This window comes from Szabonella alba (assembly GCF_016765775.1).
GTDB lineage: Bacteria > Pseudomonadota > Alphaproteobacteria > Rhodobacterales > Rhodobacteraceae > Szabonella > Szabonella alba.
Genome location: NZ_JAESVN010000001.1, coordinates 107624 through 130551, shown reverse-complemented (window position 1 = coordinate 130551; position 22928 = coordinate 107624). Strand labels below are relative to the sequence as shown.

Here is a 22928-nt window from a genome sequence, read left to right as displayed (position 1 = left end):
CTGTCCTGTCATGCCGTCTGCCGGTCTCCATGCGGTTTAACCCGGATCAGAAGCAGGAGGCCAATCACAAAGAGCAACACAATCGGCAGGATCCCCAGTTGCTGACTGCCGGTCAGGTCGGTTGCAATGCCGATGCTGAGCGGCGCAAGGAAGGATGTGGCCTTGCCGGTCAGCGCATACATGCCGAAAGCCTCGGTCATCCGGGCCGGATCGGCCTGCCGGACCATCATCGTGCGGCTGGCCGATTGCATCGCCCCGCCCGCCGCCCCGATCAGCGCGCCCAGAATGTAGAAGGCGATATCGGGCAGGCGCGATCCTTCCGCAACCGGCATGCCCAAAACCGCCTCACGCGAGACGAAGATGATGCAGATCGTGGTCAGCGTGAGCGCAATCACCGTCAGCGCGATCACCGGTTTGGGGCCGAAACGGCTGTCGGCCTTGCCCCCCAGCCAGGCGAAAAGCGCCCCGGTGATCGTGCCCAGAATGCCGAAGATGCCAAGATCCACCGGGCTCCACCCCAACACGCCCGCCGCATAGATGCCGCCAAAGACATAGATGCCGTTCAGCGCATCGCGATAGAACATCGAGGACAGAAGGTAATTCAGCAGCGAGGGCCGCTGCGGCAACGCCGCCAGCGTGGCGCGCAGGTCGGGCCAGGCGGTCGCGGCGGCGCGGCGCACCGGCAGGGCACCCGGCTTGCGGGGTTCGCGCACCCACAGAAAGAAGGGGATCATGAAGACCGCATACCAGATCGCCGTCAGCGGCCCGACCGACCGCGCGCCCTCGCGGGTTTCCGGGTCAAGTCCAAGGATCGGCGCGATGCCCAGAAGCGTCACGCCGTCGCGGTTCTCGGCCAGCAGCGTCAGCATCAGGATCAGCGCGACCATCCCGCCCATATAGCCAAAGGCCCAGCCGGTGCCCGAAAGACGGCCGATTTCTGCCGGTGGCGCAAGATCGGGCATCATCGCATTGGTGAAGGTGGTCGCAAATTCCATCCCGATCAGGCCGATGCAGAAGGACAGCATCACCAGCGTCAGGTTGAAATCCTGCGGGGCCGCGAACCACAGCCCCCATGCCCCCAGCACATACATGGCCGAAAACAGCCAGATGAAGCGCATCCGCCCGCCCGCCTTGTCCGCAATCGCCCCAAGCAGCGGCGAAAACACCGCAATGACAAGACCCGCCGCCCCGATGCCATAGCCCCAGACCGCCTGCGCGCGGCTGCCATCGCCCAGAACTTCGGTGATATAGGGGCCGAAAATGAAGGTCAGGAGCAGCGTGTTATAGGGCTGGCTGGCCCAGTCGAAGAAATACCAGCCCCAGATCCGTTTCCGCGTCTCTGTCATCGCCCGCCCCTGCCGGCCGCATTGGCCTTTTCGGCGATGAAGCCTGAAAAGCGCGCGCCGCGCAAGCCGTCCCGGCCCGCTGCGCGCTTGCTGCTTTGCGGGGTTGAGCCTCCCCCGCCCCCGCCCTAATCTGGCGCGACCAACAGAAAGGCCCGGCATGTCCTTCACGCTTGCAACATGGAACATCAACTCGGTCCGCCTGCGCGAGGTACTGGTCGCGCGGCTGCTGACCGATGAACAGCCCGACATCCTGTGCTTGCAGGAATGCAAAAGCCCGGTCGAGAAGATCCCGCTCGAAACCTTCCGCGCGCTTGGTTACACCCATATCGTTGCCCGTGGTCAGAAAGGCTATAACGGCGTCGCGATCCTGTCGAAACTGCCGATCACCGATGCGGGGGAGCGCGATTTTGCCAGTCTGGGCCATGCGCGCCATGTGGCCGCGCGGCTGGAAAACGGCGTAACGATCCACAACTGCTATGTTCCCGCAGGCGGGGATATTCCCGACCGCGAGGTGAACCTGAAATTCGGACAGAAACTGGATTACCTGACCGAGATGCGCGACCTGTTCCATGGTGAAAAGCCGGAAAAGTCGATCCTTGTCGGCGATCTGAACATCGCGCCGCGCGAGGATGACGTCTGGAGCCACAAGCAACTGCTGAAAATCGTCAGCCATACCCCCATCGAGGTTGATCATCTGAACGCGGTGATCGAGGCGGGCGACTGGGTGGATGTGACGCGTGCCGATATTCCCTCGGGCCAGCTTTACAGTTGGTGGTCCTATCGCGCCGCCGACTGGGATGCCGCCGACAAGGGCCGCAGGCTGGACCATATCTGGGCCAGCCGCGATATCGCCAATGCCGCCCATGGCAGCCGCATCCTGCGCGCCGTGCGCGGCTGGGACGGCCCGTCCGACCATGCCCCGGTCTTTGCAAGTTTCGATCTTTGACCTGCCCCCCCTCCCCGGTCTTGCATCTGCCATTCCGGGGGGCCGGGTTCCGGCCCGGCGGCAGGATTGCCGCTGCAACCCAACATTCCCCCCCTTGGCCTTTGCCCCCATGATGCGCATATAAGGGGCAAGGATTTCCGGGCAGAGAGGATGCAATGCTCACATTTGGCGAGAAGGCACAGGCAGCGCCGCAGGGCGATCTGATCAAGGACGGATCGGAAGCGACCTTCATGCAGGACGTGATCGAGGCCAGCCGCGAGGTGCCTGTCATCGTCGATTTCTGGGCGCCATGGTGCGGCCCCTGCAAAACGCTTGGCCCGGCGCTTGAGGCTGCCGTGACGGCAGCGGGCGGCAAGGTGCGCATGGTCAAGATCAATGTCGATGAAAGCCAGATGATCGCCTCGCAACTGCGCATCCAGTCGATCCCGACGGTCTATGCGTTTTTCGACGGCAAGCCGGTCGACGGATTCCAGGGTGCGCTTCCAGCCTCCGAAATCAAGACTTTCATCGACCGCGTTGCCGCCCTTGGCGGGGATGGCGGGCTGGCCGAGGCGATCGAGGCGGCCGAGACCATGCTGGCGGAAGGGGCGGCCGTCGACGCCGCCGAAACCTTTGCCGCAATCCTTGGCGAAGAGCCCGAGAATGCGGCGGCCTTTGGCGGGTTGGCGCGCAGCTATCTGGCGCTGAATGAGCCTGACCGCGCCCGCAGCCTGCTGGAGGCCGTGCCTGCCGCCATCGCCAATGCCAAGGAGGTCGAGGCCGTGCGCGCGCAGATCGCGCTGATGGATCAGGCCGCCCATGCAGGCCCGGTCGGCGAATTGCGCGCGGTGGTCGAGGCGGACCCGGCGAACCATCAGGCCCGGTTCGATCTGGCGCTGGCGCTGCATGCGGCGGGTGAGGTCGAGGCGGCGGTGGACGAATTGCTGGACCTTTTCCGCCGTGACCGCGAGTGGAATGACGGCGCGGCCAAGGCCCAGCTTTTCACGATCTTCGAGGCGCTGAAGCCGCAGGATCCGATCGTGCTCAAGGGCCGCCGCCGCCTGTCCTCAATGATCTTCATCTGAACCGCTTGCCGGGTCGCGCAGCAACTCTAGGTCACATCAGATGAAACGCATCGGCGACCTTCCCGACACGATCCCGATTTTCCCGCTTCCCGGGGCGCTGCTGCTGCCCCGGGCGCGGCTGCCGCTGCATATCTTCGAACCCCGCTATCTGCAGATGATCGAGGATGCGATGAAAACACCGACGCGGCTGATCGGCATGATCCAGCCGCGTGAATTGCCCGACGGCCAGACCGGAACGCGGTTGCAGGCCATCGGCTGTGCCGGACGCTTGACCGGCTTTTCCGAGACCGAGGACGGGCGCTACATGATCTCGCTCACCGGGGTTTCGCGTTTCCGCTTGCATGAGGAGATTTCGGGCTTCACCCCCTATCGCCGCTGTCTGGCCGAATGGGCACCGTTCGGCCGCGATCTTGGACCGGTAGAGACCGACCCCGATTTTGACCGCAGCGGATTCATGGAACTTCTGGCGCGTTTCTTTGCGGCGATGGAACTGTCCACCGACTGGTCCAGCCTGAAAGAGGCCGAGCCGGAACTGCTGATCAATTCGCTGTCCATGCTCTGCCCGTTTTCGCCAGAGGACAAGCAGGCGCTGCTGGAGGCGCCGTCCCTGACGACGCGGCGCGAAACCATGGTGACGCTGATCGAATTCGCCCTGCGCGGCGGAAATGACGAGGAATTGCTGCAATGACCGAAGACAGCCCCGCCCCGGCCCATCCCGGCCCGGATACGCCCCAGCAGGCAACACCCGGATTTGACCGGCGCATGCTGGAATCGCTGGTCTGCCCGGTGACTCAGGCCACGCTGTCCTATGATGCCGGGGCACAGGAACTGCTGTCGGCACCGGCGGGGCTGGCCTTTCCGATCCGGGGGGGCATCCCGATCATGCTGGTGGCTGAGGCCCGGCGGCTGGACTGAGCGGAGCCGCGTTCTGATCGCCCTTCGCGCACTGGTGCTGCGGCGCGAACTGGCATAAGTCCGGGCCGTCCTGTTCCCTGACGGAGGCTGCCCGATGTTCGTTGCAACCCTGCTGACCGATCCCGCCCGCCCCGCGCTTGACGCCACCACGGTCGAGGCGCTGCGCAATGCCTGGGGCGGCGGCGATGCGCGCTGGCTGGCCCCCGGGATCGCGGCGGAATTTGCGCTGGAACAGGTGCCGGGGAACCGCTGGGATGTCTGGCAGGATCTGCAGGCGCGCGGGGTGGATCTGGTCGTGCAGGCCGCCGAGGGCCGCGCGAAACAGTTGCTGATCGCCGATATGGACAGCACGATGATCCGGCAGGAATGTATCGACGAGCTGGCCGATGAGGCAGGCGTCGGCGCCCATGTCGCCGCGATCACCGCACGGGCGATGAATGGCGAACTGGATTTCGAGGCCGCGCTGCGCGAACGGGTCGGCCTGCTGGAGGGCCTGCCCGAAAGCGTTATCGAACAGGTGTTCACAAACCGGATCACGATGATGCCGGGTGGGGCCGAACTGGTGGCCACGATGAAGGCGCGCGGCGCCCATACTGCGCTGGTTTCGGGCGGCTTCACCGCCTTCACCGAACGGGTGGCGGCAGGGCTGGGCTTCGACGAGAACCACGCCAACACCCTGATGATTGCCGATGGCAGACTGACCGGACAGGTGGCCGAGCCGATCCTCGGGCGTCAGGCCAAGGTTGATACCCTGACCCGGATCGCGGCGGAACGCGGCATCACCCCCGGTCAGGCCATGGCCGTGGGGGACGGGGCGAATGATCTGGGGATGCTGGGGCTGGCGGGTGCAGGCGTCGCGTTGCACGCCAAACCGGCGGTCGCCGCCCATTGCGATATCCGCATCAATCACGGCGACCTGACGGCGCTTTTGTTTCTTCAGGGCATCGCAAGCGATGATTTTTCCGGCAAGCCATGACACCCTTTTCCCCGCCATAGCCACCGGCGGGGAAAGCCGTCAGGATCGGGCGGCGCGGATCAGACGAAGCGGTTCCACAGGTTTTCCAGGCGCTCCTGCCGTCCCGAACGCGGCTCGGGGTTCACATCGCGCGCCAGCACATCGGCACTGATCGCGGCAAGATCGGATTGCAGCATCGCCTGTGCCTGCGGGGTTTCCCATCCGGCGTAACGCTCTTTCCGCGCCGCCTCCAGCCCGCCATCCTCAAGACAGGCCGCCGCCGCCTTCAGCGCCCGCGCGCAGGTATCCATGCCGCCGACATGGGCCAGGATCAGATCCTCGGGATCAAGGCTTTGCCGCCGGATCTTGGCATCGAAATTCGTGCCGCCGGTGGTATAGCCCCCCGCGCGCAGGATTTCATAAAAGGCCAGTGCCTTTTCCGCATGGTTGTTCGGAAACTGATCCGTGTCCCAGCCGGACTGGTAATCGTTGCGGTTCATGTCGATGGACCCGAAGATGCCAAGGCTCGTGGCCAGCGCAATCTCATGTTCGAAACTGTGGCCCGCCAGAATGGCATGGCCCTGCTCGATATTGACCTTCACCTCTTTTTCCAGACCGTAACGGCAGAGGAAGCCGTAAACCGTGGCGACATCGTAATCATACTGATGTTTCGACGGCTCCTGCGGCTTGGGTTCGATCAGGATCGCGCCGTCAAAGCCGATCTTGTGCTTGTAGTCGACCACCATCGACAGGAAGCGGCCCATATGGTCGGCCTCTTGCCCCAGATCGGTGTTCAGCAGCGTTTCATAGCCTTCGCGCCCGCCCCACAGGACGTAATTCGCGCCACCCAGCCGATGCGTCGCATCCATGCAGCCCTTCACCGTGGCGGCGGCATAAGCGAACACTTCGGGGTCAGGGTTGGTCGAGGCCCCGGACATCCAGCGCCGGTGGCTGAACATGTTCGCCGTGCCCCACAGCAGGCGGGTCTTCGACCCTTCCATCTTGGCGGCGAAATAATCGGTGATTTCCTCAAGATTGCGCTGGCTTTCGGCGAAATTGGCACCTTCGGGCCGGGCATCGGCATCGTGGAAGCAAAAGAAGGGTGCGCCAAGGATATCGAACATCTCGAACGCCACATCTGCCTTGAGGCGGGCAAGATCCATCGTATCGCCGAACCAAGGGCGGTCAAAGGTCTGCCCCCCGAACGGGTCGCCGCCGGGCCATGCGAAACTGTGCCAATAGGCGACGGCAAAGCGCAGATGATCCTCCATCCGCTTGCCCATCACAACCTCATCGGGGTTGTAGTGGCGGAAGGCGAATTCATTGGGGCTGCTGGCACCCTGATAGGTGACTTTCGGGATATCGCGGAAAAACTCGGTCATGTCAGGCCCTTGATGGCGGTTTGCGCCGCTTGGTAGCGGCCGAAGGAAGTGTCGAAGGCGGCGGCAAGGCCGGGATCGGGGTCGATCTGGCGGGCAATCGGCGGGGCGGTCGCGATCTCGGCCCCCGCCCCGGTTGCCGCCATCATGCCCAGACGCGCGGCACCATAGGCCGCGCCGAAATCACCCGCTGCGGGCAATTGCACCGGAACGCCCAGCGCGGTTGCGATGACCGACAACCAGTAATCCGAGCGCGAGCCGCCCCCGACCGCCAGCAAGCGATCTATGCGCGTTCCGGTCGCGGCCAGCGCATCGCGGCAGTCGCGCAGCGCGAAGGCCACGCCTTCCAGCACGGCGCGGGTGGCGGCAGTACGGTCGGTCGCATGTTCCAGCCCCAGAAAGGCGCCCCGGATGCCGGCATCGTTCAACGGCGTGCGCTCGCCGCCCAAATAGGGCAGGAACAGCGTCTTGCCCGGTGCCTGCAGCGGGCCAAGTTCGGCGGTCAGATCGCCCGCGCCCTGCCCCACCAGCCCCGCATACCAGTTCAGCGCATCCGAGGCGGCAAGGATCACCCCCATCTGGTGCCATGTGCCCGGCAGCGCGTGGCAGAACGTATGCACCGCCGTGTCCGGGCTGGGCTGATAGCCGTCATTGGCGGCAAACAGCACGCCAGATGTGCCAAGGCTGACAAAGGCATCACCCGCCCGGACCACGCCCACGCCGATGCCCGAAGCGGCATTGTCCCCCGCCCCGCCCGCGACGGGCACGCCTGTGGGCAGGCCCCAGCGGGCGGCAAGACTGTTGCGCAACTGGCCCGAAACCTCAGACCCTTCGACCAGTCGCGGCATCTGACTGCGGGTCAGGCCTGTCGCGGCCAGCAGATCATCCGACCAGTCGCGCGCGCCGGTATCCAGCCAGCTTGTCCCCGCCGCATCCGACATTTCCGCCGCATGTTCACCGGTCAGCCAAAGCCGCAGGTAATCCTTGGGCAGCAGCACCATGGCCACACGGTCACGGATCTGCGGTTCATGCCGGGCCACCCAAAGCAGTTTCGGCGCGGTGAAGCCCGGAAAGACGATATTGCCGGAAATGCGCCGGAACATCGGGTCGCCATCCAGTTCGGCGGCCTCGTCAGCGCTGCGCGTATCGTTCCACAGGATGCAGGGGCGCAGAACCTCATCGCGCGCATCAATCAGCGTCGCGCCATGCATATGCCCCGACAGCCCGATGCCGCGCACATTTTCAAGCCCTTGCCGGGACAACTGATCCATCACCGTTTCGGCGGCGGTGATCCAGTCGGCGGGCCGCTGTTCCGACCAGCCATCCGCCGGGCGCTGCACGGTCAGGGGGGCCTGTGCCTCGGCCAGAACCTTCTGATCCTCGCCGATCAGAAGGCCCTTCAGCCCCGAGGTTCCAAGATCGAGACCAAGATACATCAGGCGGCCTGCCCGGGCTTCTTGCCCAGAATGATCATGCCGAGGATATCCTCATCTGTCACATCGGCGACATTGACCGTGCCGACAAGCTGTCCGTTCTTCATGACCGAGGCGCGGTCGCACAGATCCATCACGGCATGGATGTCATGCTCGATCAGGAAAATGCCGATGCCCTGCTTTTTCAGCTCCTGAATGAGATCGGCCACCATCTGCGTTTCATGCGGGCCAAGGGCGGCGGTCGGTTCATCCATGATCAGGATGCGGGCGTTGAAATAGACCGCGCGAGCAATGGCGACCGACTGGCGCTGCCCGCCCGACAGGGCCGAAACCGGCACGTTGAACTTGGCGAAATTCGGGTTCAGCCGCGCCATGATCTTGCGCGTCTCGGCCTCCATCCGCGCATCATCGACGAAACCGGCCGCTGTCACCAGTTCGCGCCCCAGAAACAGGTTCGAGGCCGCGTCCAGATTGTCGGCCAGCGCCAGCGTCTGATAGATCGTTTCGATATTATGGGCGCGGGCATCGCGGGGATTGGTGATTTCCACCTTTTCGCCATTGATGAACACCTCACCAGCATCGGCGCGGTATGCCCCCGACAGGCATTTGATCAGCGTGGACTTCCCGGCGCCATTATGGCCCAGAAGGCCCACCACCTCGCCGGGGTAAAGATCGACGGTGACGCGGTCGACCGCCTTGATCCCGCCGAAGGCGATAGAGATGTCGCGCAGTTCGACCAGCGGTGTTCCAGTATTTGCAGGCATGGTTCCGGCCCTCACTTGCTGCGCTTGCGGTAAAGGATGTCGACATAGACGGCGAGAACCAGCACGGCCCCCACGACGATGTTCTGGATCGCGGCGTCAAAGCCGATCAGCACCATCCCGGTCTTGAGGCTTTGCATCACCAGCGCGCCAAGGATCGCGCCATAGATCGTGCCGACGCCACCGGCGAGCGACGTGCCCCCGATCACGGCAGCGGCGATGACGTAAAGCTCATCCAGCGTGCCAAGGGCATTGGTCGCGGAATTGAGCCGTGCCGAGGCGACAATCGCGGCCAGCGCGGTCAGGAACCCCATCAGCGCGAAGATCTTGACCGTGACCCATTTCACGTCAATCCCCGCCAGCAGGGCTGCATCAGGGTTGCCCCCGATGGCAAAGACATAGCGGCCGAACCGGGTGCGGGTCATCAGGATGGTCATGGAAATGCCCACCGCGATCAGGATCAGCACCGGGATGGCAAAGCCATGGCTGATGAACAACCCGCCCTCGGGCAGTGTGATGTCATTGGCGGCCGCATACTGGCGCACGATGCCGATGGGCCAGGGATAATTGTTGAACAGAAGCACTGTGCCGACGATCAGCCCGCAGCCAAGGGCTGCAAGGAAATACTCTGCCCAGACGGGGCGCAGGGGAAAGTCGAACTTGCGCCGCTGCGAGCGTCCGTTGACGATCAGGAACACCACACCCGCGCAGCAGATCGCGCCGACGATCCAGCTGCCCAGCGCACCGACCGACCCATAGGGCCCGCCGCCCAGCAGAGCGAATGTGCTGTCGACCGGGGAAATCGTTTCACCGCGCGCCACCAGAAACGCCATGCCACGCCAGACCAGCAGGCCGCCCAGCGTGACGATAAAGGCGGGAATGCCGCGATAGGCGATCAGCCATCCATGCAGCGCCCCGACCATCGCGCCCAGAACCAGCCCGACAAGGATGGTCAGCACGACGATCATCGGATGGCCCAGTCCGAAAACCTCAGGCAGCCAGCGCACCTGCACCATGCCCATGATCATCGCGGTGAAGCCCAGAACCGACCCCACCGACAGGTCGATATGCCGGGTCACGATCACCAGAACCATGCCGCAGGCCATGATCCCGATCGACGCGGTCTGCACCGACAGGTTCCACAGGTTGCGCGGCGTCAGAAAGGCGCCGGTGCCGAATTTCATCATGCCGTAAAAATGAAAGCCGATCCAGATCAGCAAAAGCGCCCCGACCATGCCCAGAAGGCGCGTGTCGATCTCGGTCGCTTTGAGAAAACGCGACAGGACGTTGCCGTCCTTGCCGTCGCGGGCAGTTTGTTGGGCAGATTGGGTCATGGGATACGTCCGGCACTGAGGAAGGGGAATGTGCAGACGGGGCCGCAGGGGGACCAGTCCCGCCGGGCCTTCAGTCGCGCGAAAGGGGCGGCGCATCCGGCGCCGGGCGTTCGTTCAGGGCAAAAGCGGTCAGGACACATCGTCCGAAGGTCCGGCGCCGGGACATGCCCGACGCCGGAAGCCCGGTATCAGCAGCCGGAAACGCCGGCCATGGCACCCTCACAGGCCTGCTCTTTCGAGATATGGCCCGCGTCGATGGCGACGTTCAGATTGTCCTTGGTGACCGGGGTCGGTTCAAGGAAGATCGCGTTCATCTCGACGCCATTCTCACCGCCCGACCATTTCACCGCGCCGGGAACCGCATCCAGCGCCGTGCCACCGGCCAGCGCCGCCGCGATCTCGGCCGCCGCCTTGCCAAGCTGGCGGCTGTCCTTCCAGACCGAAACGGTCTGCGTGCCGCGTGCAACCCTGTTCAGCGCGGCAAGGTCGCCGTCCTGACCGCCGACCGGAATCGTCAGTCCCTGCGCCGACAGCGCCGCGATGACACCGCCCGCCATGCCGTCATTCTGGGCCAGAACCGCATCGACATCGTTGTTATTCGCCGTCAGGATCTGTTCCATGTTCGATTGCGCGCCTTCGGGACGCCAGCCATCGGTGAAGGATTCGCCGACAATGGTGATCTTGCCCGCCGCGACATCCTCGGCCAGCACTTCCTCCATGCCTTCGCGCAGGAAATTGGCGTTCGGATCGCCGGGGTCGCCCTTGATGATCGCAAAATTGCCCTCGGGCTGCGCGGCCTTCACGGTTTCGGCGATGATGCGGCCCACGCCCTTGTTGTCAAAGGTCAGATAGAAGGCGCGTTCATCCTCGATCAGCCGGTCATAGCCGACGACCGGAATGCCTTCGGCGGCAGCGGCATCGACGGCGGGTCCGATGGCGTCCTTGTCCATCGCAAGGATGATCAGCGCATTCGCGCCCTGCGCAATCAGCGCCTCGACATCGGTCAGCTGCTTGGCGGCCGAGGCCTGCGCATCGGCCGAGATATAAGAGTTTCCGGCCGCTTCCAGCGCGGATTTGATCGCGGCCTCATCGGTTTTCCAGCGTTCTTCCTGAAAGTTCGACCAGGACACGCCAACGGTCAGGCCCTGCGCCAGCGCGGCCGACGAGAACCCGGTTGCCGCGACAACGGCAAGCATGAATGCATTACGCATGAATATCCTCCCTGTGGATGCGGCCAGCGCATGGCCGGTCCGGCGGATTCGCCGACACATCGGGAAAATGCCGATATTAATTTCAGTTGTCAAAATAAAAATAATCCGCAATCCTCAAGGTGCAAGAAATATCACCGAATATTCGCCGCACTGCAGCAAAATTTCGGCAGATCACACCTGAAACCCACCGAAACCCGTCAGTTTTAGTTCGGACATCGAATAAATGAAGCCTCGGATCGAGTCGACAGAACTGCAGGAAGGCCGCAAGGGCGTCGGTCCGCTGATCCCGCCCTTGTCCGATTCGCAGCGCCCACTGCGCCAACAGGTGTTTGAACGGGTGCGGGCGGCAGGGCTGATCGCAAGGGTTCAGGTCGCCAAGGAGCTGGGGGTCAGTCCTGCCTCGGTCACCACGATCACCTCGGAACTGATCGAGGCCGGGCTGATCGAGGAAGTTGCCGCCCCAAGGGAAGCTCCGCGAGAAGGCGAAACCGGGCGCGGACGCCCCGCCGTGGCGCTGGGCGTGCGGCGCGAGGCGTATCGCGTGGCGGGCATGAAGATCTCGGATCGCGAACATACCGCCGTGATCGTCGATTTCGCGGGAAATCTGATCGCCGACGCGGTGGTGCCGCGCCAGCCGGGGGAAATGCAGCTTCCGCAATTGCTGGAAACCACCGCCACCCTGCTGAATACGGTCTGCGCGCGGGCGGGACTGGACCGGGGCGATCTGGCGGCACTGGGCCTTGGCCTGCCGGGATTCGTCGATTGCAATTCCGGGCAGGTCATGTGGTCCTCGGTTCTGGCCGGACGCGGCATAGACCTTGCCCGTGCCGCCACGGCGCATCTGGGCCTGCCGGTCCATGTCGACAATGACGCCAATCTGGTGACGCTGGCCGAATTGTGGTTCGGGGCCGGGCGCGGATTGTCGGATTTTGCCGTCGTCACCATCGAACATGGCGTCGGCATGGGTCTGGTGCTGAACCATCGCATCTATCGCGGCGCGCAGGGTCTGGGGATGGAGCTTGGCCATACCAAGGTGCAACTGGACGGCGCACTATGCCGCTGCGGGCAGCGCGGCTGCCTTGAGGCCTATATCGCCGATTACGCGCTGGCGCGCGAAGCCTCGACCGCGCTGAACTGGGTCAACAAGGACAGCCAGTCGATCACCGTGCTGCTGGAAAGCCTGTTTGACCATGCCAAGGCGGGCCATCCCGCCGCAAGGTCGATCTTCCGCCGCGCGGGGCGCTATCTGGCGGTGGGCCTGTCGAATATTGTCAATCTGTTCGACCCTTCGCTGATCATCCTGTCAGGCGAACGGATGCGCTATGACTACCTTTATGCCGATGACACACTGGCCGAGATGGACAATCTGGCCATCGTCACTGGCCGCCCCCGCCCGCCCATCGAGATCCATGCCTGGGGCGATCTGCTCTGGGCGCATGGCGCGGCGGCGCTGGCGCTGTCGGCGGTGACCGAGGGGATGCTGGGCGCGGGCCGCGACCCCGCCGCGCGGGATGCCCCGGGCCGCGATGTTGCGGCACAATAGGCGCCCCCACCCCCGTCCTGCGGTGATCTGGTCACGAAATCCCCGGATTTGGTAACAGGATCGGCAGGATTTCTCCGGCCTTCACTGCGGCGCTCCTAAAAGCGGGCAATCCCGGGATGTTTCACGTCATCGTTCAATTGTATCGCCGCGCGGCGACTGGCATACATATTGCGTATATTGGTGCAAACAGGCGTGGAATGTCACAAAGGATCGGAACGGCGCTGCGGCGCCCGGCATGGATGCTTGCGGCTTTGCTGATGGCAGGAACGCCGGCAGCGGCGCTGGAGGCTGTGACATTCGATCTGCGCGGCGGGTCGGAAGATCTGCAGCAGGCGGTGCGCGATGCCTCGGGCCTGCTGGCCGCCGAGGCCGAGGGCAGCGAGAACGCGCAGGACCTGTTGGTAACCGCGCGCGGCGAATATGCGCGCCTTCTGGGCGCGCTTTATGCGCTGGGGCATTATTCGGCGGTGATCGAGGTTCAGGTGGACGGGCGCGAGGCGGCGGCCATTCCGCCGCTGGACGCGCCAAGCCGGATTGACCGCATCGTCGTCACCGTCGATCCCGGCCCGCAATTCCTGTTCGACCGGGCCGCCGCCGCACCGCTGGCGCAAGGCACCGAACTGCCCGCAGGCTATGCTGCGGGGCAACCGGCGCAAAGCGGGCTGATCCGCGACGCGGCAGAGGCGGCGGTGGATGGCTGGCGCAATGTGGGCCATGCCAAGGCCCGGGTCTCGGGTCAGGATCTGATCGCTGATCATCCCAAGGCACGCCTTTCGGCGGATCTGACGCTGGCCGCCGGGCCGCGGCTGCGTTTCGGCCCCTTGCAGGTGGAAGGCGCCGAACGCATGGATCTGCGGCGGCTGAAGCGGATCGCGGGCCTGCCCGAAGGCGAAACCTACGACCCCGAAGAACTGGAGGACGCCGCGAACCGGCTGCGCCGCAGCGGGGTGTTCCGGTCGGTCACGCTGGTCGAGGACGAAACCGTCACCGCGCCCGATATTCTTGGCATCACGGCGCAGGTGGTCGAGGAAAAGACCCGCCGCTACAGCTATGGGCTTGAGATCGCCAGCAGCGAGGGCGCGAAAATCTCGGGCTACTGGCTGCATCGCAATCTTCTGCGTGGGGGGGAGCGTCTGCGCGTCGATGCCGAGATCGCGCAGATCGGCGCCAAGGACAGTGGTGCGGATTATGTGCTGGGCGTCACCATCGACCGCCCCGCGACCCTGACCCGCGACACGACCGCCACCTTCCGCTTTCGCATCGGGCAGGAGAACGAGGCAGATTTCGACCGCAACTTCGGTGAGATCGGTCTGGGCTTCACGCAATATGTCTCGGACAGCCTGACCTATCGCGCCGGGATCGACTTCCAGTATTCGCAGGTCACGGATGCGGCCGGGCGCACCAAGTTCCAGACGCTCGGCCTGCCAGTGGGCGTCAACTGGGATCGTCGCGATTCCACCACCGATGCCAAGCGGGGGTTCTATGTCGATGCCGAATTGCGGCCCTTCCTTGGTTTCGGCAGCACCGATTCCGGGCTGCGCAGCACGGTCGATGCGCGCGGTTATTACAGTTTCGGCGCGGACGACCGGATAACGCTTGCGGGCCGGATGCAGCTTGGCGGCGTCTTCGGAACCAGCCTGCAGGGCACGCCGCGCGATCTGTTGTTCTATTCCGGGGGGGGCGGCACCGTGCGCGGCCAGCCCTATCAGTCACTGGGCGTGAATGTGCTCGAGGGCGGTACGCTGCGCACGGGTGGCACCACCTTTGCCGCGATTTCCGCCGAGGTCCGGGCCAAGCTGACCGAACGGATCGGCGTTGTCGGCTTTGTCGATGCGGGGTTCATCGGCGCGGATGGATCGGGCGTCAGCGACAGCCATGCGGGGGCCGGTCTTGGCCTGCGCTATGACACCGGCTTCGGGCCGATCCGGCTGGATGTCGCGGCCCCCGTCTCGGGCGATACGGGCGACGGTGTGCAGGTCTATATCGGTATAGGGCAGGCGTTCTGATGCGGCATTTCATTCTTCCTCTTCTGCTGGCCGGAACGCTGGGTCTTGGCACGGTTCCCGCCATCGCGCAGACCCCGACAGAAGAGCGGGATCGTTTCACCGCCTTTCTGGAGGACAATCTGTCCGGGTCGGGCCGTCAGGTTACCGTCACCGGCTTTCGCGGGGCGCTGTCCTCGCGTGCCGCGATGGACAGTCTGACGATTGCCGATGAACAGGGCGTCTGGATCACACTGACCGATGTGGTGCTGGACTGGAACCGGCTGGCCGTGCTGCGCGGGGAAATCTCGGTCAATGAACTGTCCGCAGCGCAGGTCACGGTCGAACGCGCACCGGTTGGGGCGGAAGGCGATGTTCCGGCGGCCGAGGCGGGTGGGTTTTCCCTTCCTGAACTGCCCGTTTCCGTCGATATCGGCAAGCTGTCGATCCAGAGCCTGACCCTGGGCGCATCCCTGCTCGGTGAAGAGATCACCGCCACGCTTGAGGCCTCGGCCAATCTGTCGGACGGTGAGGGCAGTGCGAAACTGGAACTGCTGCGCACCGATGCGGGCAAATCGGGGCGGGTCGATCTGGATCTGTCCTATGCCAATGCCACCGGCCAGACCGAAATCAGCATCACCGCCGAGGAAGGCCCCGGCGGCGTCGCTGCGCGGCTGATGGGGCTGCCGGGTGATCCTGCGGTGCGGCTGGCGGTCGAAGGCAGCGGTCCGATCCGCAATCTGGTCACGACGATTGCGCTGGAAACCGATGGTCAGCCCCGGCTGGACGGTGAGGTGACGGTTGCCGCAGCCGAGGGCGGCGGCACCGAGTTCAGCGCCGATATCGCGGGCGATCTCGCCCCGCTGTTCCTGCCGGAATATCAGGACTTCTTCGGCCCCGAAATCGCCTTGCGCACTGCCGGTCTGCGCGGCCCGCTGGGACAGATCAGCCTGCGGTCGCTGTCGGTCACGACCCGGGCGCTGCAACTGGACGGCGCTGCCGAAATCGCGGCGGATGGCCTGCCCCAGCGCCTGACGCTGGAGGGACGGCTGGGCCTGCCCGATGGGTCTGCGGTGCTGCTGCCTTTGTCCGGAGAAGTCGAGACGCGGCTGACCTCGGCGGATATCCGGCTGGGATTTGACGCGGCACGCGGTGATGGCTGGCGGGCCTCGGCCAGTCTGCAAGGCTTGCAACGCGACGATCTGCAACTGGACCAGGCCGAACTTACCGGTTCGGGCCGGATCACGCGGCGGGCGCCGGCAGATGGTGGCGATATCGTCGGCGGCACCTTGCGGTTCAGCGCCGAAGGCGTGGCCCCTGCCGATGCCGCGCTGGCCGAGGCTTTGGGCAGCGCAGTAACGGGCCGCGCGATTTTTGACTGGCAGCGCGGCGGGCTTGGCCTGCGGATCGGGCAACTGACGCTGGATGGCAGCGATTACGGGCTGGCGCTGAACGGGCGACTGGGGGATCTGGCCAACGGCTTTCCGGTCTCGGGCCGCATCGAGGCGCGCTATGATGATCTGACACGGCTGGCCGGGCTGGCCGGTCGCCCCCTGTCGGGTGCGGTGCGCCTGACGGCCAAGGGCGATGGCAGCCTGCTGGGCGGCGATTTCGACGGCGATGCGGAACTGGCAACCACCAATCTTGCCATCGGCATTGATGAGGCAGACCGCCTGCTGACCGGGCGCAGCACCATGACCCTGTCGGCAAAGCGTGACGAAAGCGGCCTGCTGCTGCGGCAGTTCGACCTTCTGGCCCGGCAACTGACGGCCGAGGCCAGCGGCAGGCTGTCCTCTACCGGCAATGACATCACGGCGGGCTTCACCTTTGCCGATCTGTCGGTTCTGGGGGCGGGCTATGACGGATCGCTGCGCGCCGAGGCGAGGTTCACCGGCACACTGGACGAGGGGCAAGTGCAACTTGATGGCACCGGTCAGTCCCTGCGCAGCGGCATCGCCGATCTGGACGGGCTGCTGACGGGCGAAAGCCGGGTAACGCTGGATGTGGGGCTGCGGGACGGACGCTATGACATCACAACGGCCCGGATCGGCAATGCGCAGATCAACGCCACCGCCGAGGGGCATTATGATCCGGCGGGCAGTGATCTGGCCCTGCGCGTGGCCCTGCCGGATATCGGCGCGGTCCGGCGCTCCTTTCGTGGCGGGCTGAACGCCGATCTGCGCGCCACCGGCACGCTGGATGCGGGACGGCTGGAACTGCGCGGGCAGGGCCGTGGTCTTGGTATCGGCCAGCCACAGGCCGACCGCCTGCTGGCGGGGCAAAGCACGATCGAGGCCAGTGTCAATCTGCGCGACGGTCGGCTGGAGGTTGAAAGCGCGCGGCTGAACAATCCGCAACTGGAGGCACGCGCAACCGGCACGGTATCCGACAGCCTGAGGCGCATTGCGCTGGAGGGTCGGCTGGCCAATCTGGCGCTGATCATGCCAGAATTCCCCGGTCCTGTCCGGCTGTCGGGCACAGTGACCGAGAACAGTTCGGGATTTGTCGTCGATCTGGCGGGCACTGGTCCGGGCGGGATTGACGCGCGGGTTGCGGGCAGGCTTGCCCCTGACTTTGGCACGGCGGATCTTTCGGTCACCGGCTCGGCGCAGGCGGCACTGGCCAATCCTTTCCTTGGGACGCGCGCCGTATCCGGCCAGACGCGGTTTGATCTGCGCCTGAACGGTCCGCTGGCGCTGTCCTCGCTGTCGGGCAATGCGCAGCTTTCGGGCGGGCGGTTTTCAGACCCCGCCCTGCCCTTCTCGCTGGAAGGGATCGAGGCACAGGCCCGGCTGGGCGGCGGTTCGGTCAACCTGAACGGCACGCTGGGGGCGACCAGCGGCGGGCAGATGCGGGTCAGCGGCTCCGTTGGCATGGCCGCGCCCTTTGCATCGAACCTGACCGTCGCGCTGGAGGGGTTACGGTTGCGCGACCCGGATTTCTACCGCACCACGCTGGACGGTGAACTGCGTCTGAGCGGGCCCCTGACCGGTGGCGGGCTGATTGCTGGCCGGATCGAGGTAGGGGAAACCGAGCTGCGCATTCCCGATACCGGATTTTCCGGCGGCGGCGATCTGGCCGGGTTGCAGCATCAGGGCGAACCGGGAGCGGTTCGCACCACCCGCGCCCGGGCCGGATTCCCCGCCACCGAACCGGGCAGTGCCGAAACCCGGCGCGGCAGCGGTGCCTTCCGGCTGGATCTTCTGGTGAACGCGCCTGCCCGCATCTTCATCCGCGGCCGCGGGCTGGATGCCGAGCTTGGCGGTTCGGTCACGCTGCGCGGCACCACAGCCGATATCATCCCCTTTGGGCAGTTCGACCTGATCCGGGGCCGCTTCGACATTCTGGGCAAGCGGCTGGATCTGACCTCGGCGCGGCTGTCCATGCAGGGGGGGCTGATCCCCTATCTGGATGTCCGGGCCTCGAATGAAAGTGATGGGATCGTAACCTCGATCATTGTCGAGGGTCCGGCGAATGAACCCGAAGTGCGCTTTGCCTCAAGCCCGGAACTGCCGCAGGAAGAGGTTCTGGCGCGGCTGCTGTTCGGGCGCGGACTGGACAAGATTTCGGCCCTGCAGGCCGCACAGCTTGCAGCGGCGGTGGCGACCCTTGCCGGACGCGGCGGTGAAGGCATCATCGGCAGCCTGCGGCGCGGGTTCGGGCTGGATGATCTGGACCTGCAAACCGATGCCGAGGGCAATGCGTCACTGACCGCCGGGAAATACATCTCGGAAAACGTCTATACCGAGGTCGAGGTCGATCAGGAGGGACGCAGCCGCATCAACCTGAACCTTGATGTGAAGCCCGGCGTGACAGTGCGCGGGTCCATGGGCGCATCCGGCGAGGCCGGGATCGGGATCTTCGTCGAAAAGGATTACTGAGCGGACAGGCTGGCGCGGTCAGCGTGTGGCCGGGGGGGCGGCCTCCCGGTCATCCGTTGCAGGCAAGGGATAGTCCTGTGGCACATCGGCATCCGGATCGGGGCGTCGCATCGCATCCACTGACGCCCCCAGCAGCACCGCAAACGCGCTGAGATAGAACCACATCAGCAGCGCGGCAACGGCACCGATAGAACCATAGACCTTGGAATAATCCGCGAAATTGGTCAGGTAGAATACCAGCCCGCGCGAGGCCGCAGCCCAAAGCGTGACCGCGACAAAAAGCCCGATCGTCAGAAGGCGGGGCCGAAACCCCGAGCCGCGCCAGTTCGGGCCAAGGCGATAGGTCATCGCGATGGCCAGAACCACCAGCAGCAGGCCGACTGCGAAATTCACGGCTTCCAGCGCAAAGCTTTCAGCCGGTCCCAGGGGAAGAACCGCCAGAATGACCGGTGTGATGACCGTCATCGCCATGGCCGCGATCACCAGCGCCACCAGCATCATTGTCAGAACAAGCGCCCGCAGCACGCCGTGCAGACCGGCCCGCGCCGGAAATCCATGGATCGCATTGACGCCACCGATCAGGGCGGCAACCCCGGCCCGCGCCGACCATGTTGCGATCAGAAGGGAAACCAGCGTCGCCAGACCCAGCGAACTGCCGGTCGTGGCCAGAAGCCGCTCAACCTGTCCATAAAGCAGGATATAGGCATCGGCTGGCAGGTAGTCCTGCGCCAGATTCAGTTGCGCCCGAATCACCGTCGGATCCGAGGCGAAGCCCCAGATCGTGATGACGGCGGCAATGGCCGGAAACACCGAAAGAAACCCGAAAAAGGCCACCCCGGCCGAGATCAGGCTCAGATCGACGCGGTTCAGGCGTTCCCAGATGCCTAGGAGGCGTGCAAACATGCCGGCCCTTCAAATTGATACGGGGGCCAACCCGGTTGGCCCCCGATCCATTCCGTTCTGACGGAAAATCAGTTGTTGGTGGTGGTCGTCGAGCTGGAGCTGTCGGACAGCGCGGCTGCCAGAACGGCGACGCCCAGAACTGCGGCAGCAGCGCCGCCTGCACCCAGACCACCCAGCGAACCGGCAGCGCCCGGCGCCGAGGAGCTGGAGGATTGCTGAACAACCACAACGGGCTCTTGTTCGACAATGACCTCATTGGCGCCGCCAGCATAGGCGAAGCCCGAGGAAGCAACCGTTGCGGCAGCTGCGAGGATGGTGGTAATCTTCTTCATAATCGTATCTCCATTTGACCGCGAGGGTTCACGCTCTTTCCTAGCACAGGGTGGGACCAAGTCAAAGGCAGGAAAGTCAAAAACTCAATCGGATAGATGCTTAATGAGCACATATCCTGCGTCATCGCTTACAAACTGACGCGACTGGCGCAGCTTTCCGCCGATCTGGAACCAATAGTCATTCCGGAATCCGCCCATCGGGCTGCTGCATGCTTCCTGAAAGTGGCGGGTCTGGTAGCTGCGCTCGACAAAGCTGACGGTTTCGGGTCCGACAAGCGACACGCGGCAGTCATAAACCTGCGCGACCGCCGCATCATCCGGCCCCAGCACGACATGGCTGCGGCGGTGATGCCCACCATCGCTTGCAACCTGCCCCGGCGAGGGCACCGAGGCCGAAATCAGATCTGCCCCCAGACCACGGGTCGCGGTGACGATTCCCTGCCGCAGGCCCAGCGTCTTGTTATCGACCGATGACCAGGTCTCTACCCCGCCATTGGTGGCGATTCGCGCGATCACCCCCTGCGCGCCGACCCGTTCGATCGTCACCAGATCGACCGGCGCCGAAAGCGTGGCGATATAGGCGCGCGTCAATCCCAGATCCTTCGGCTGCGCGGCGGGTGCCGCGCGGGTCGACTGCACCGCATCGCGGGCCATGCCCAACACCGGCAATTGTTCAGGATCGGACCCGCAGCCCGCCAGCAGCAGCGCGGCAAAACAGGCCGCCGGGCGCATCATCGCCGTCCGCGTCATTTCCAGAACCTTCCGAATTGCGCATCCAGCCGCCCGCCATGGGTCTCGCGCACGGTTTCATAAAGCCGCCCGTCGACATTCAGCCGCGCCCCGCCATCGCGTGTGATCGGGCGCAAGGTCGTGCGATAGCTGGATTTCGTCTGCGTTCCCAATGCGGTTCCCAGCGGAATGACCACCCGGATGCCCTTGTCAAACGATCCCTCGCCGAAATCAGCCGAGGAAACATCGGTCTTGGTGGCAAAGGCCCCAACGCGCCAGCCATTCGCGAATTCCCGGTCAAGAGAGACGGTCGCCCCGATATCTCCGGCCAGATAGCGCCCGACATCGACCTGCCCGAGATAGCCATTGCCGAATTCGTAATAGGCCGACAGATGGCCGGTCACGATGCTGTAATCCTGAAAGCCGAAGCGCTGGTCGAAGTCGCGATGCCGGGCATAGTTCACCTCGGCCCCGAGGGCGAGCGCGCTTCCGGCGGGTTTCCACAGCACCTCGGCCGAAACGCCGCCGAACATCCGTTCCAGATAGCCGCCTGTAACGCGGGTATAGATGTCGCGGCCCGGCTTGCCATACCAGGCCAGGGTCAGGTTCTCGAGCGCAGGCCCGTCATTGCGGTCGTAAAGATAACCCTCGGTGCGCACGCGCGGCAGAACCGAATTCGACGGGCGGTCATAGTCGTCCAGGTTGCCCACAACCTTCTGCGTCACCGACCCGGACAGCACCCAACCCGGGGCAAGGTCATAGCGGCCCGACAGGCGCAGCCCGGCATCGGCGCGGATCGGGCCATCCGGATCGAACAGGCCCAGCCGGCCATAGGGGCCAAGTGACCATGTCAGACGGGGGTAAAGGTCGGGATCGCGCGCGACCATGCCGGGGGCATCACCGGCCACATCCGTGATCGCCACCCGGTCCTGCATCCGCGCGGTCGCATCCGGCGAAAACTCCAGCGCCTCAAGATCGGCGCGGTTCATCACGGCTGCGGCCGTGGGCAGGCCATTGACCATCGGCACGATCTCGAACCGTTCGACCGAGGCGGGAAGGGTCTGGCTCAACACCCGCGCGGCGCGGCCTACGGCCTGCGCCTCGGACATCAGACGTGTGTTGCGGATGCGCAGCTGCGCCACGCCCGCACTGTAGCCAAGGCTTTCGACAAGGATGCCGTCATCTTCCAGCCGCCGCGCGATATTGCCACGCAGGATGCCCCCCGCATCGGCCTGCGTCACCCAGTCGCCCGACCATGCCGCCACATCCGAACGCGGCGGACGGGGCCGCACGGGGGCGGGCGCGGGCTCATCTATCGCGGCGGATTTGCGCGGGTTCAGCATGATATGACCCGCAAGTCCTACACGGGAGCCGTAAAGATAATAGGCCCCTACACGAAAACTGTCGCTTTTCTGATATTCCACGCCGAAGTTATAATCGCTTTTGCGGTCGAAGGTGCCGCGCCGCCCGGCCTCTTCCTCATAGGCATCCGAGGAATATTCGGCCTTGAAAGTCCAGCTCGGGTTGATCTGCCATTCCACACCGGCGAAGGGGGCTGCAGGCCCGCGGAACCATTGGTCCCAGTTCGGGCGCCCGCCCTGCCCGACCGTGGCGACAGGACGATCACCAAAGACCGAGCCGATGCTGCCATTGCTGCCCAGCCGTCCCCAGCCCAGACCCGCCGTCACCTTGACCGAGGGGGTGACATGTTTGGTCGCGGCGACATATTCCCCCGCCAGCACCCCGGTTCCGGCGAAATCCTGCAGACCGATCGTTACCGAAGGCAGGTAGCGGCTTTCATCAAGCACGCGGAAGCGCAGGTCGAAGCTGCGGTCGTAATAGGTGTCGAACGCATTGGTCCCCACCCGGTCGGCCGGGGGGATCTGCGCATTCCATTTGGCAATGCCCAGAAAGCGGAAACTGGCCGAGATCCGGGGCGTGATCTGGAAGGACAGCGTGGTGCGGGTGATCGGGCCGAAATGGCCGACCGAGACCGAAAACTGCCCGTCGGGCTGCGATTCGCCCGAGGGCATGTCGATCAGACCCGTCGCGCCATAGAAATTCAGGCTGGGCCGCGTCTCGGGCAAGGCTGCTCCCGCCGTGCCGCAAAGCAGCGCCGCCGTCATTGCCCCCCCGCGCAGCAGACCGGAAACGGTCAGCGGAAGCGCGTTCAGGGGGGGGGATCGTCTGGTCATGCCAACCTCAATTTTCATT

Annotated in this window: 18 protein-coding genes; 8 read left to right on the top strand and 10 right to left on the bottom strand. The window is 64.8% G+C overall.

Annotated elements, in window-relative coordinates; translation table 11 throughout:
- Positions 1–8: 8 nt before the first annotated feature.
- Positions 9–1346 (bottom strand): MFS transporter, encoded by a 1338-nt coding sequence (locus JL811_RS00635; RefSeq protein ID WP_202686291.1) that lies wholly within the window; start codon positions 1344–1346, stop codon positions 9–11.
- 157 nt (positions 1347–1503) lie between these two features.
- Between JL811_RS00635 and JL811_RS00630 the strand changes: the two genes are divergently transcribed.
- The 5 genes from JL811_RS00630 to serB all read left to right on the top strand — a co-directional run bounded on the left by JL811_RS00630 (position 1504) and on the right by serB (position 5247).
- Positions 1504–2292 carry an exodeoxyribonuclease III gene (locus JL811_RS00630; protein WP_202686290.1) on the top strand — a complete coding sequence of 263 codons (789 nt, stop codon included), beginning with the start codon at positions 1504–1506 and terminating at the stop codon, positions 2290–2292.
- A 155-nt stretch (positions 2293–2447) separates the two neighbouring features.
- Positions 2448–3356, top strand: coding sequence for a thioredoxin (gene trxA / locus JL811_RS00625; RefSeq protein ID WP_202686289.1), 909 nt, complete (start codon positions 2448–2450; stop codon positions 3354–3356).
- 40 nt (positions 3357–3396) lie between these two features.
- Positions 3397–4044, top strand: coding sequence for an LON peptidase substrate-binding domain-containing protein (locus tag JL811_RS00620; RefSeq protein WP_202686288.1), 648 nt, complete (start codon positions 3397–3399; stop codon positions 4042–4044).
- Entirely contained in the window at positions 4041–4271 is a 231-nt protein-coding gene (locus JL811_RS00615) for a Trm112 family protein (protein ID WP_420496751.1), read from the top strand. Before JL811_RS00620 ends, JL811_RS00615 begins: the two co-directional genes overlap by 4 nt.
- Positions 4272–4365: 94 nt before the next feature.
- Positions 4366–5247, top strand: a complete 882-nt coding sequence (gene serB, locus JL811_RS00610) for a phosphoserine phosphatase SerB (protein ID WP_202686287.1) — start codon at positions 4366–4368, stop codon at positions 5245–5247.
- Positions 5248–5306: 59 nt separating this feature from the next.
- On the opposite strand, the gene xylA is transcribed toward serB, so the two are convergent.
- The 5 genes from xylA to JL811_RS00585 form a co-directional block, all read right to left on the bottom strand.
- On the bottom strand, positions 5307–6608 hold the full coding sequence (xylA, locus tag JL811_RS00605; protein WP_202686286.1) for a xylose isomerase: 1302 nt from the start codon (positions 6606–6608) through the stop codon (positions 5307–5309).
- Positions 6605–8041 (bottom strand): xylulokinase, encoded by a 1437-nt coding sequence (gene xylB / locus JL811_RS00600; RefSeq protein WP_202686285.1) that lies wholly within the window; start codon positions 8039–8041, stop codon positions 6605–6607. Before xylB ends, xylA begins: the two co-directional genes overlap by 4 nt.
- Positions 8041–8802 carry an ATP-binding cassette domain-containing protein gene (locus JL811_RS00595; protein WP_202686284.1) on the bottom strand — a complete coding sequence of 254 codons (762 nt, stop codon included), beginning with the start codon at positions 8800–8802 and terminating at the stop codon, positions 8041–8043. Before JL811_RS00595 ends, xylB begins: the two co-directional genes overlap by 1 nt.
- An 11-nt stretch (positions 8803–8813) precedes the next feature.
- Positions 8814–10133 (bottom strand): sugar ABC transporter permease, encoded by a 1320-nt coding sequence (locus JL811_RS00590; RefSeq protein ID WP_202686283.1) that lies wholly within the window; start codon positions 10131–10133, stop codon positions 8814–8816.
- Between the two features lie 188 nt (positions 10134–10321).
- Entirely contained in the window at positions 10322–11344 is a 1023-nt protein-coding gene (locus JL811_RS00585; protein ID WP_202686282.1) for a substrate-binding domain-containing protein, read from the bottom strand.
- 223 nt (positions 11345–11567) lie between these two features.
- On the opposite strand from JL811_RS00585, the gene JL811_RS00580 reads away from it, so the two are divergent.
- The 3 genes from JL811_RS00580 to JL811_RS00570 all read left to right on the top strand — a co-directional run bounded on the left by JL811_RS00580 (position 11568) and on the right by JL811_RS00570 (position 18750).
- Entirely contained in the window at positions 11568–12887 is a 1320-nt protein-coding gene (locus JL811_RS00580) for an ROK family transcriptional regulator (protein WP_202686281.1), read from the top strand.
- A gap of 197 nt (positions 12888–13084) precedes the next feature.
- Positions 13085–14893: an autotransporter assembly complex protein TamA gene (locus tag JL811_RS00575; RefSeq protein ID WP_202686280.1), complete on the top strand. Its 1809-nt coding sequence runs from the start codon at positions 13085–13087 to the stop codon at positions 14891–14893.
- On the top strand, positions 14893–18750 hold the full coding sequence (locus tag JL811_RS00570) for a translocation/assembly module TamB domain-containing protein (protein ID WP_202686279.1): 3858 nt from the start codon (positions 14893–14895) through the stop codon (positions 18748–18750). Before JL811_RS00575 ends, JL811_RS00570 begins: the two co-directional genes overlap by 1 nt.
- A gap of 18 nt (positions 18751–18768) precedes the next feature.
- Here JL811_RS00570 and JL811_RS00565 read toward each other — a convergent pair whose 3' ends face one another.
- From JL811_RS00565 to JL811_RS00550, 4 genes are all read right to left on the bottom strand, one after another.
- Positions 18769–19653 carry a YihY/virulence factor BrkB family protein gene (locus tag JL811_RS00565; protein ID WP_202686278.1) on the bottom strand — a complete coding sequence of 295 codons (885 nt, stop codon included), beginning with the start codon at positions 19651–19653 and terminating at the stop codon, positions 18769–18771.
- Between the two features lie 68 nt (positions 19654–19721).
- Positions 19722–19985, bottom strand: coding sequence for a hypothetical protein (locus JL811_RS00560; protein ID WP_202686277.1), 264 nt, complete (start codon positions 19983–19985; stop codon positions 19722–19724).
- Between the two features lie 84 nt (positions 19986–20069).
- The gene (locus tag JL811_RS00555) at positions 20070–20735 is read right to left on the bottom strand and encodes a YjbF family lipoprotein (protein ID WP_202686276.1); all 666 of its coding nucleotides are present in this window, start codon (positions 20733–20735) and stop codon (positions 20070–20072) included.
- Positions 20732–22909: a YjbH domain-containing protein gene (locus JL811_RS00550; RefSeq protein WP_202686275.1), complete on the bottom strand. Its 2178-nt coding sequence runs from the start codon at positions 22907–22909 to the stop codon at positions 20732–20734. The genes JL811_RS00555 and JL811_RS00550 overlap by 4 nt, the downstream gene beginning before the upstream one ends.
- Positions 22910–22928: the final 19 nt, after the last annotated feature.

Coding starts and splice junctions, on each gene's coding strand:
- trxA (WP_202686289.1), top strand. CDS start 2,448: ATGCTCACATTTGGCGAGAAGGCACAGGCAGCGCCGCAGGGCGATCTG.
- JL811_RS00635 (WP_202686291.1), bottom strand. CDS start 1,346: ATGACAGAGACGCGGAAACGGATCTGGGGCTGGTATTTCTTCGACTGG.
- xylB (WP_202686285.1), bottom strand. CDS start 8,041: ATGTATCTTGGTCTCGATCTTGGAACCTCGGGGCTGAAGGGCCTTCTG.
- JL811_RS00565 (WP_202686278.1), bottom strand. CDS start 19,653: ATGTTTGCACGCCTCCTAGGCATCTGGGAACGCCTGAACCGCGTCGAT.
- JL811_RS00590 (WP_202686283.1), bottom strand. CDS start 10,133: ATGACCCAATCTGCCCAACAAACTGCCCGCGACGGCAAGGACGGCAAC.
- xylA (WP_202686286.1), bottom strand. CDS start 6,608: ATGACCGAGTTTTTCCGCGATATCCCGAAAGTCACCTATCAGGGTGCC.
- JL811_RS00570 (WP_202686279.1), top strand. CDS start 14,893: ATGCGGCATTTCATTCTTCCTCTTCTGCTGGCCGGAACGCTGGGTCTT.
- JL811_RS00615 (WP_420496751.1), top strand. CDS start 4,041: ATGACCGAAGACAGCCCCGCCCCGGCCCATCCCGGCCCGGATACGCCC.
- JL811_RS00550 (WP_202686275.1), bottom strand. CDS start 22,909: ATGACCAGACGATCCCCCCCCCTGAACGCGCTTCCGCTGACCGTTTCC.
- serB (WP_202686287.1), top strand. CDS start 4,366: ATGTTCGTTGCAACCCTGCTGACCGATCCCGCCCGCCCCGCGCTTGAC.
- JL811_RS00620 (WP_202686288.1), top strand. CDS start 3,397: ATGAAACGCATCGGCGACCTTCCCGACACGATCCCGATTTTCCCGCTT.
- JL811_RS00555 (WP_202686276.1), bottom strand. CDS start 20,735: ATGACGCGGACGGCGATGATGCGCCCGGCGGCCTGTTTTGCCGCGCTG.
- JL811_RS00575 (WP_202686280.1), top strand. CDS start 13,085: ATGTCACAAAGGATCGGAACGGCGCTGCGGCGCCCGGCATGGATGCTT.
- JL811_RS00595 (WP_202686284.1), bottom strand. CDS start 8,802: ATGCCTGCAAATACTGGAACACCGCTGGTCGAACTGCGCGACATCTCT.
- JL811_RS00630 (WP_202686290.1), top strand. CDS start 1,504: ATGTCCTTCACGCTTGCAACATGGAACATCAACTCGGTCCGCCTGCGC.
- JL811_RS00580 (WP_202686281.1), top strand. CDS start 11,568: ATGAAGCCTCGGATCGAGTCGACAGAACTGCAGGAAGGCCGCAAGGGC.
- JL811_RS00560 (WP_202686277.1), bottom strand. CDS start 19,985: ATGAAGAAGATTACCACCATCCTCGCAGCTGCCGCAACGGTTGCTTCC.
- JL811_RS00585 (WP_202686282.1), bottom strand. CDS start 11,344: ATGCGTAATGCATTCATGCTTGCCGTTGTCGCGGCAACCGGGTTCTCG.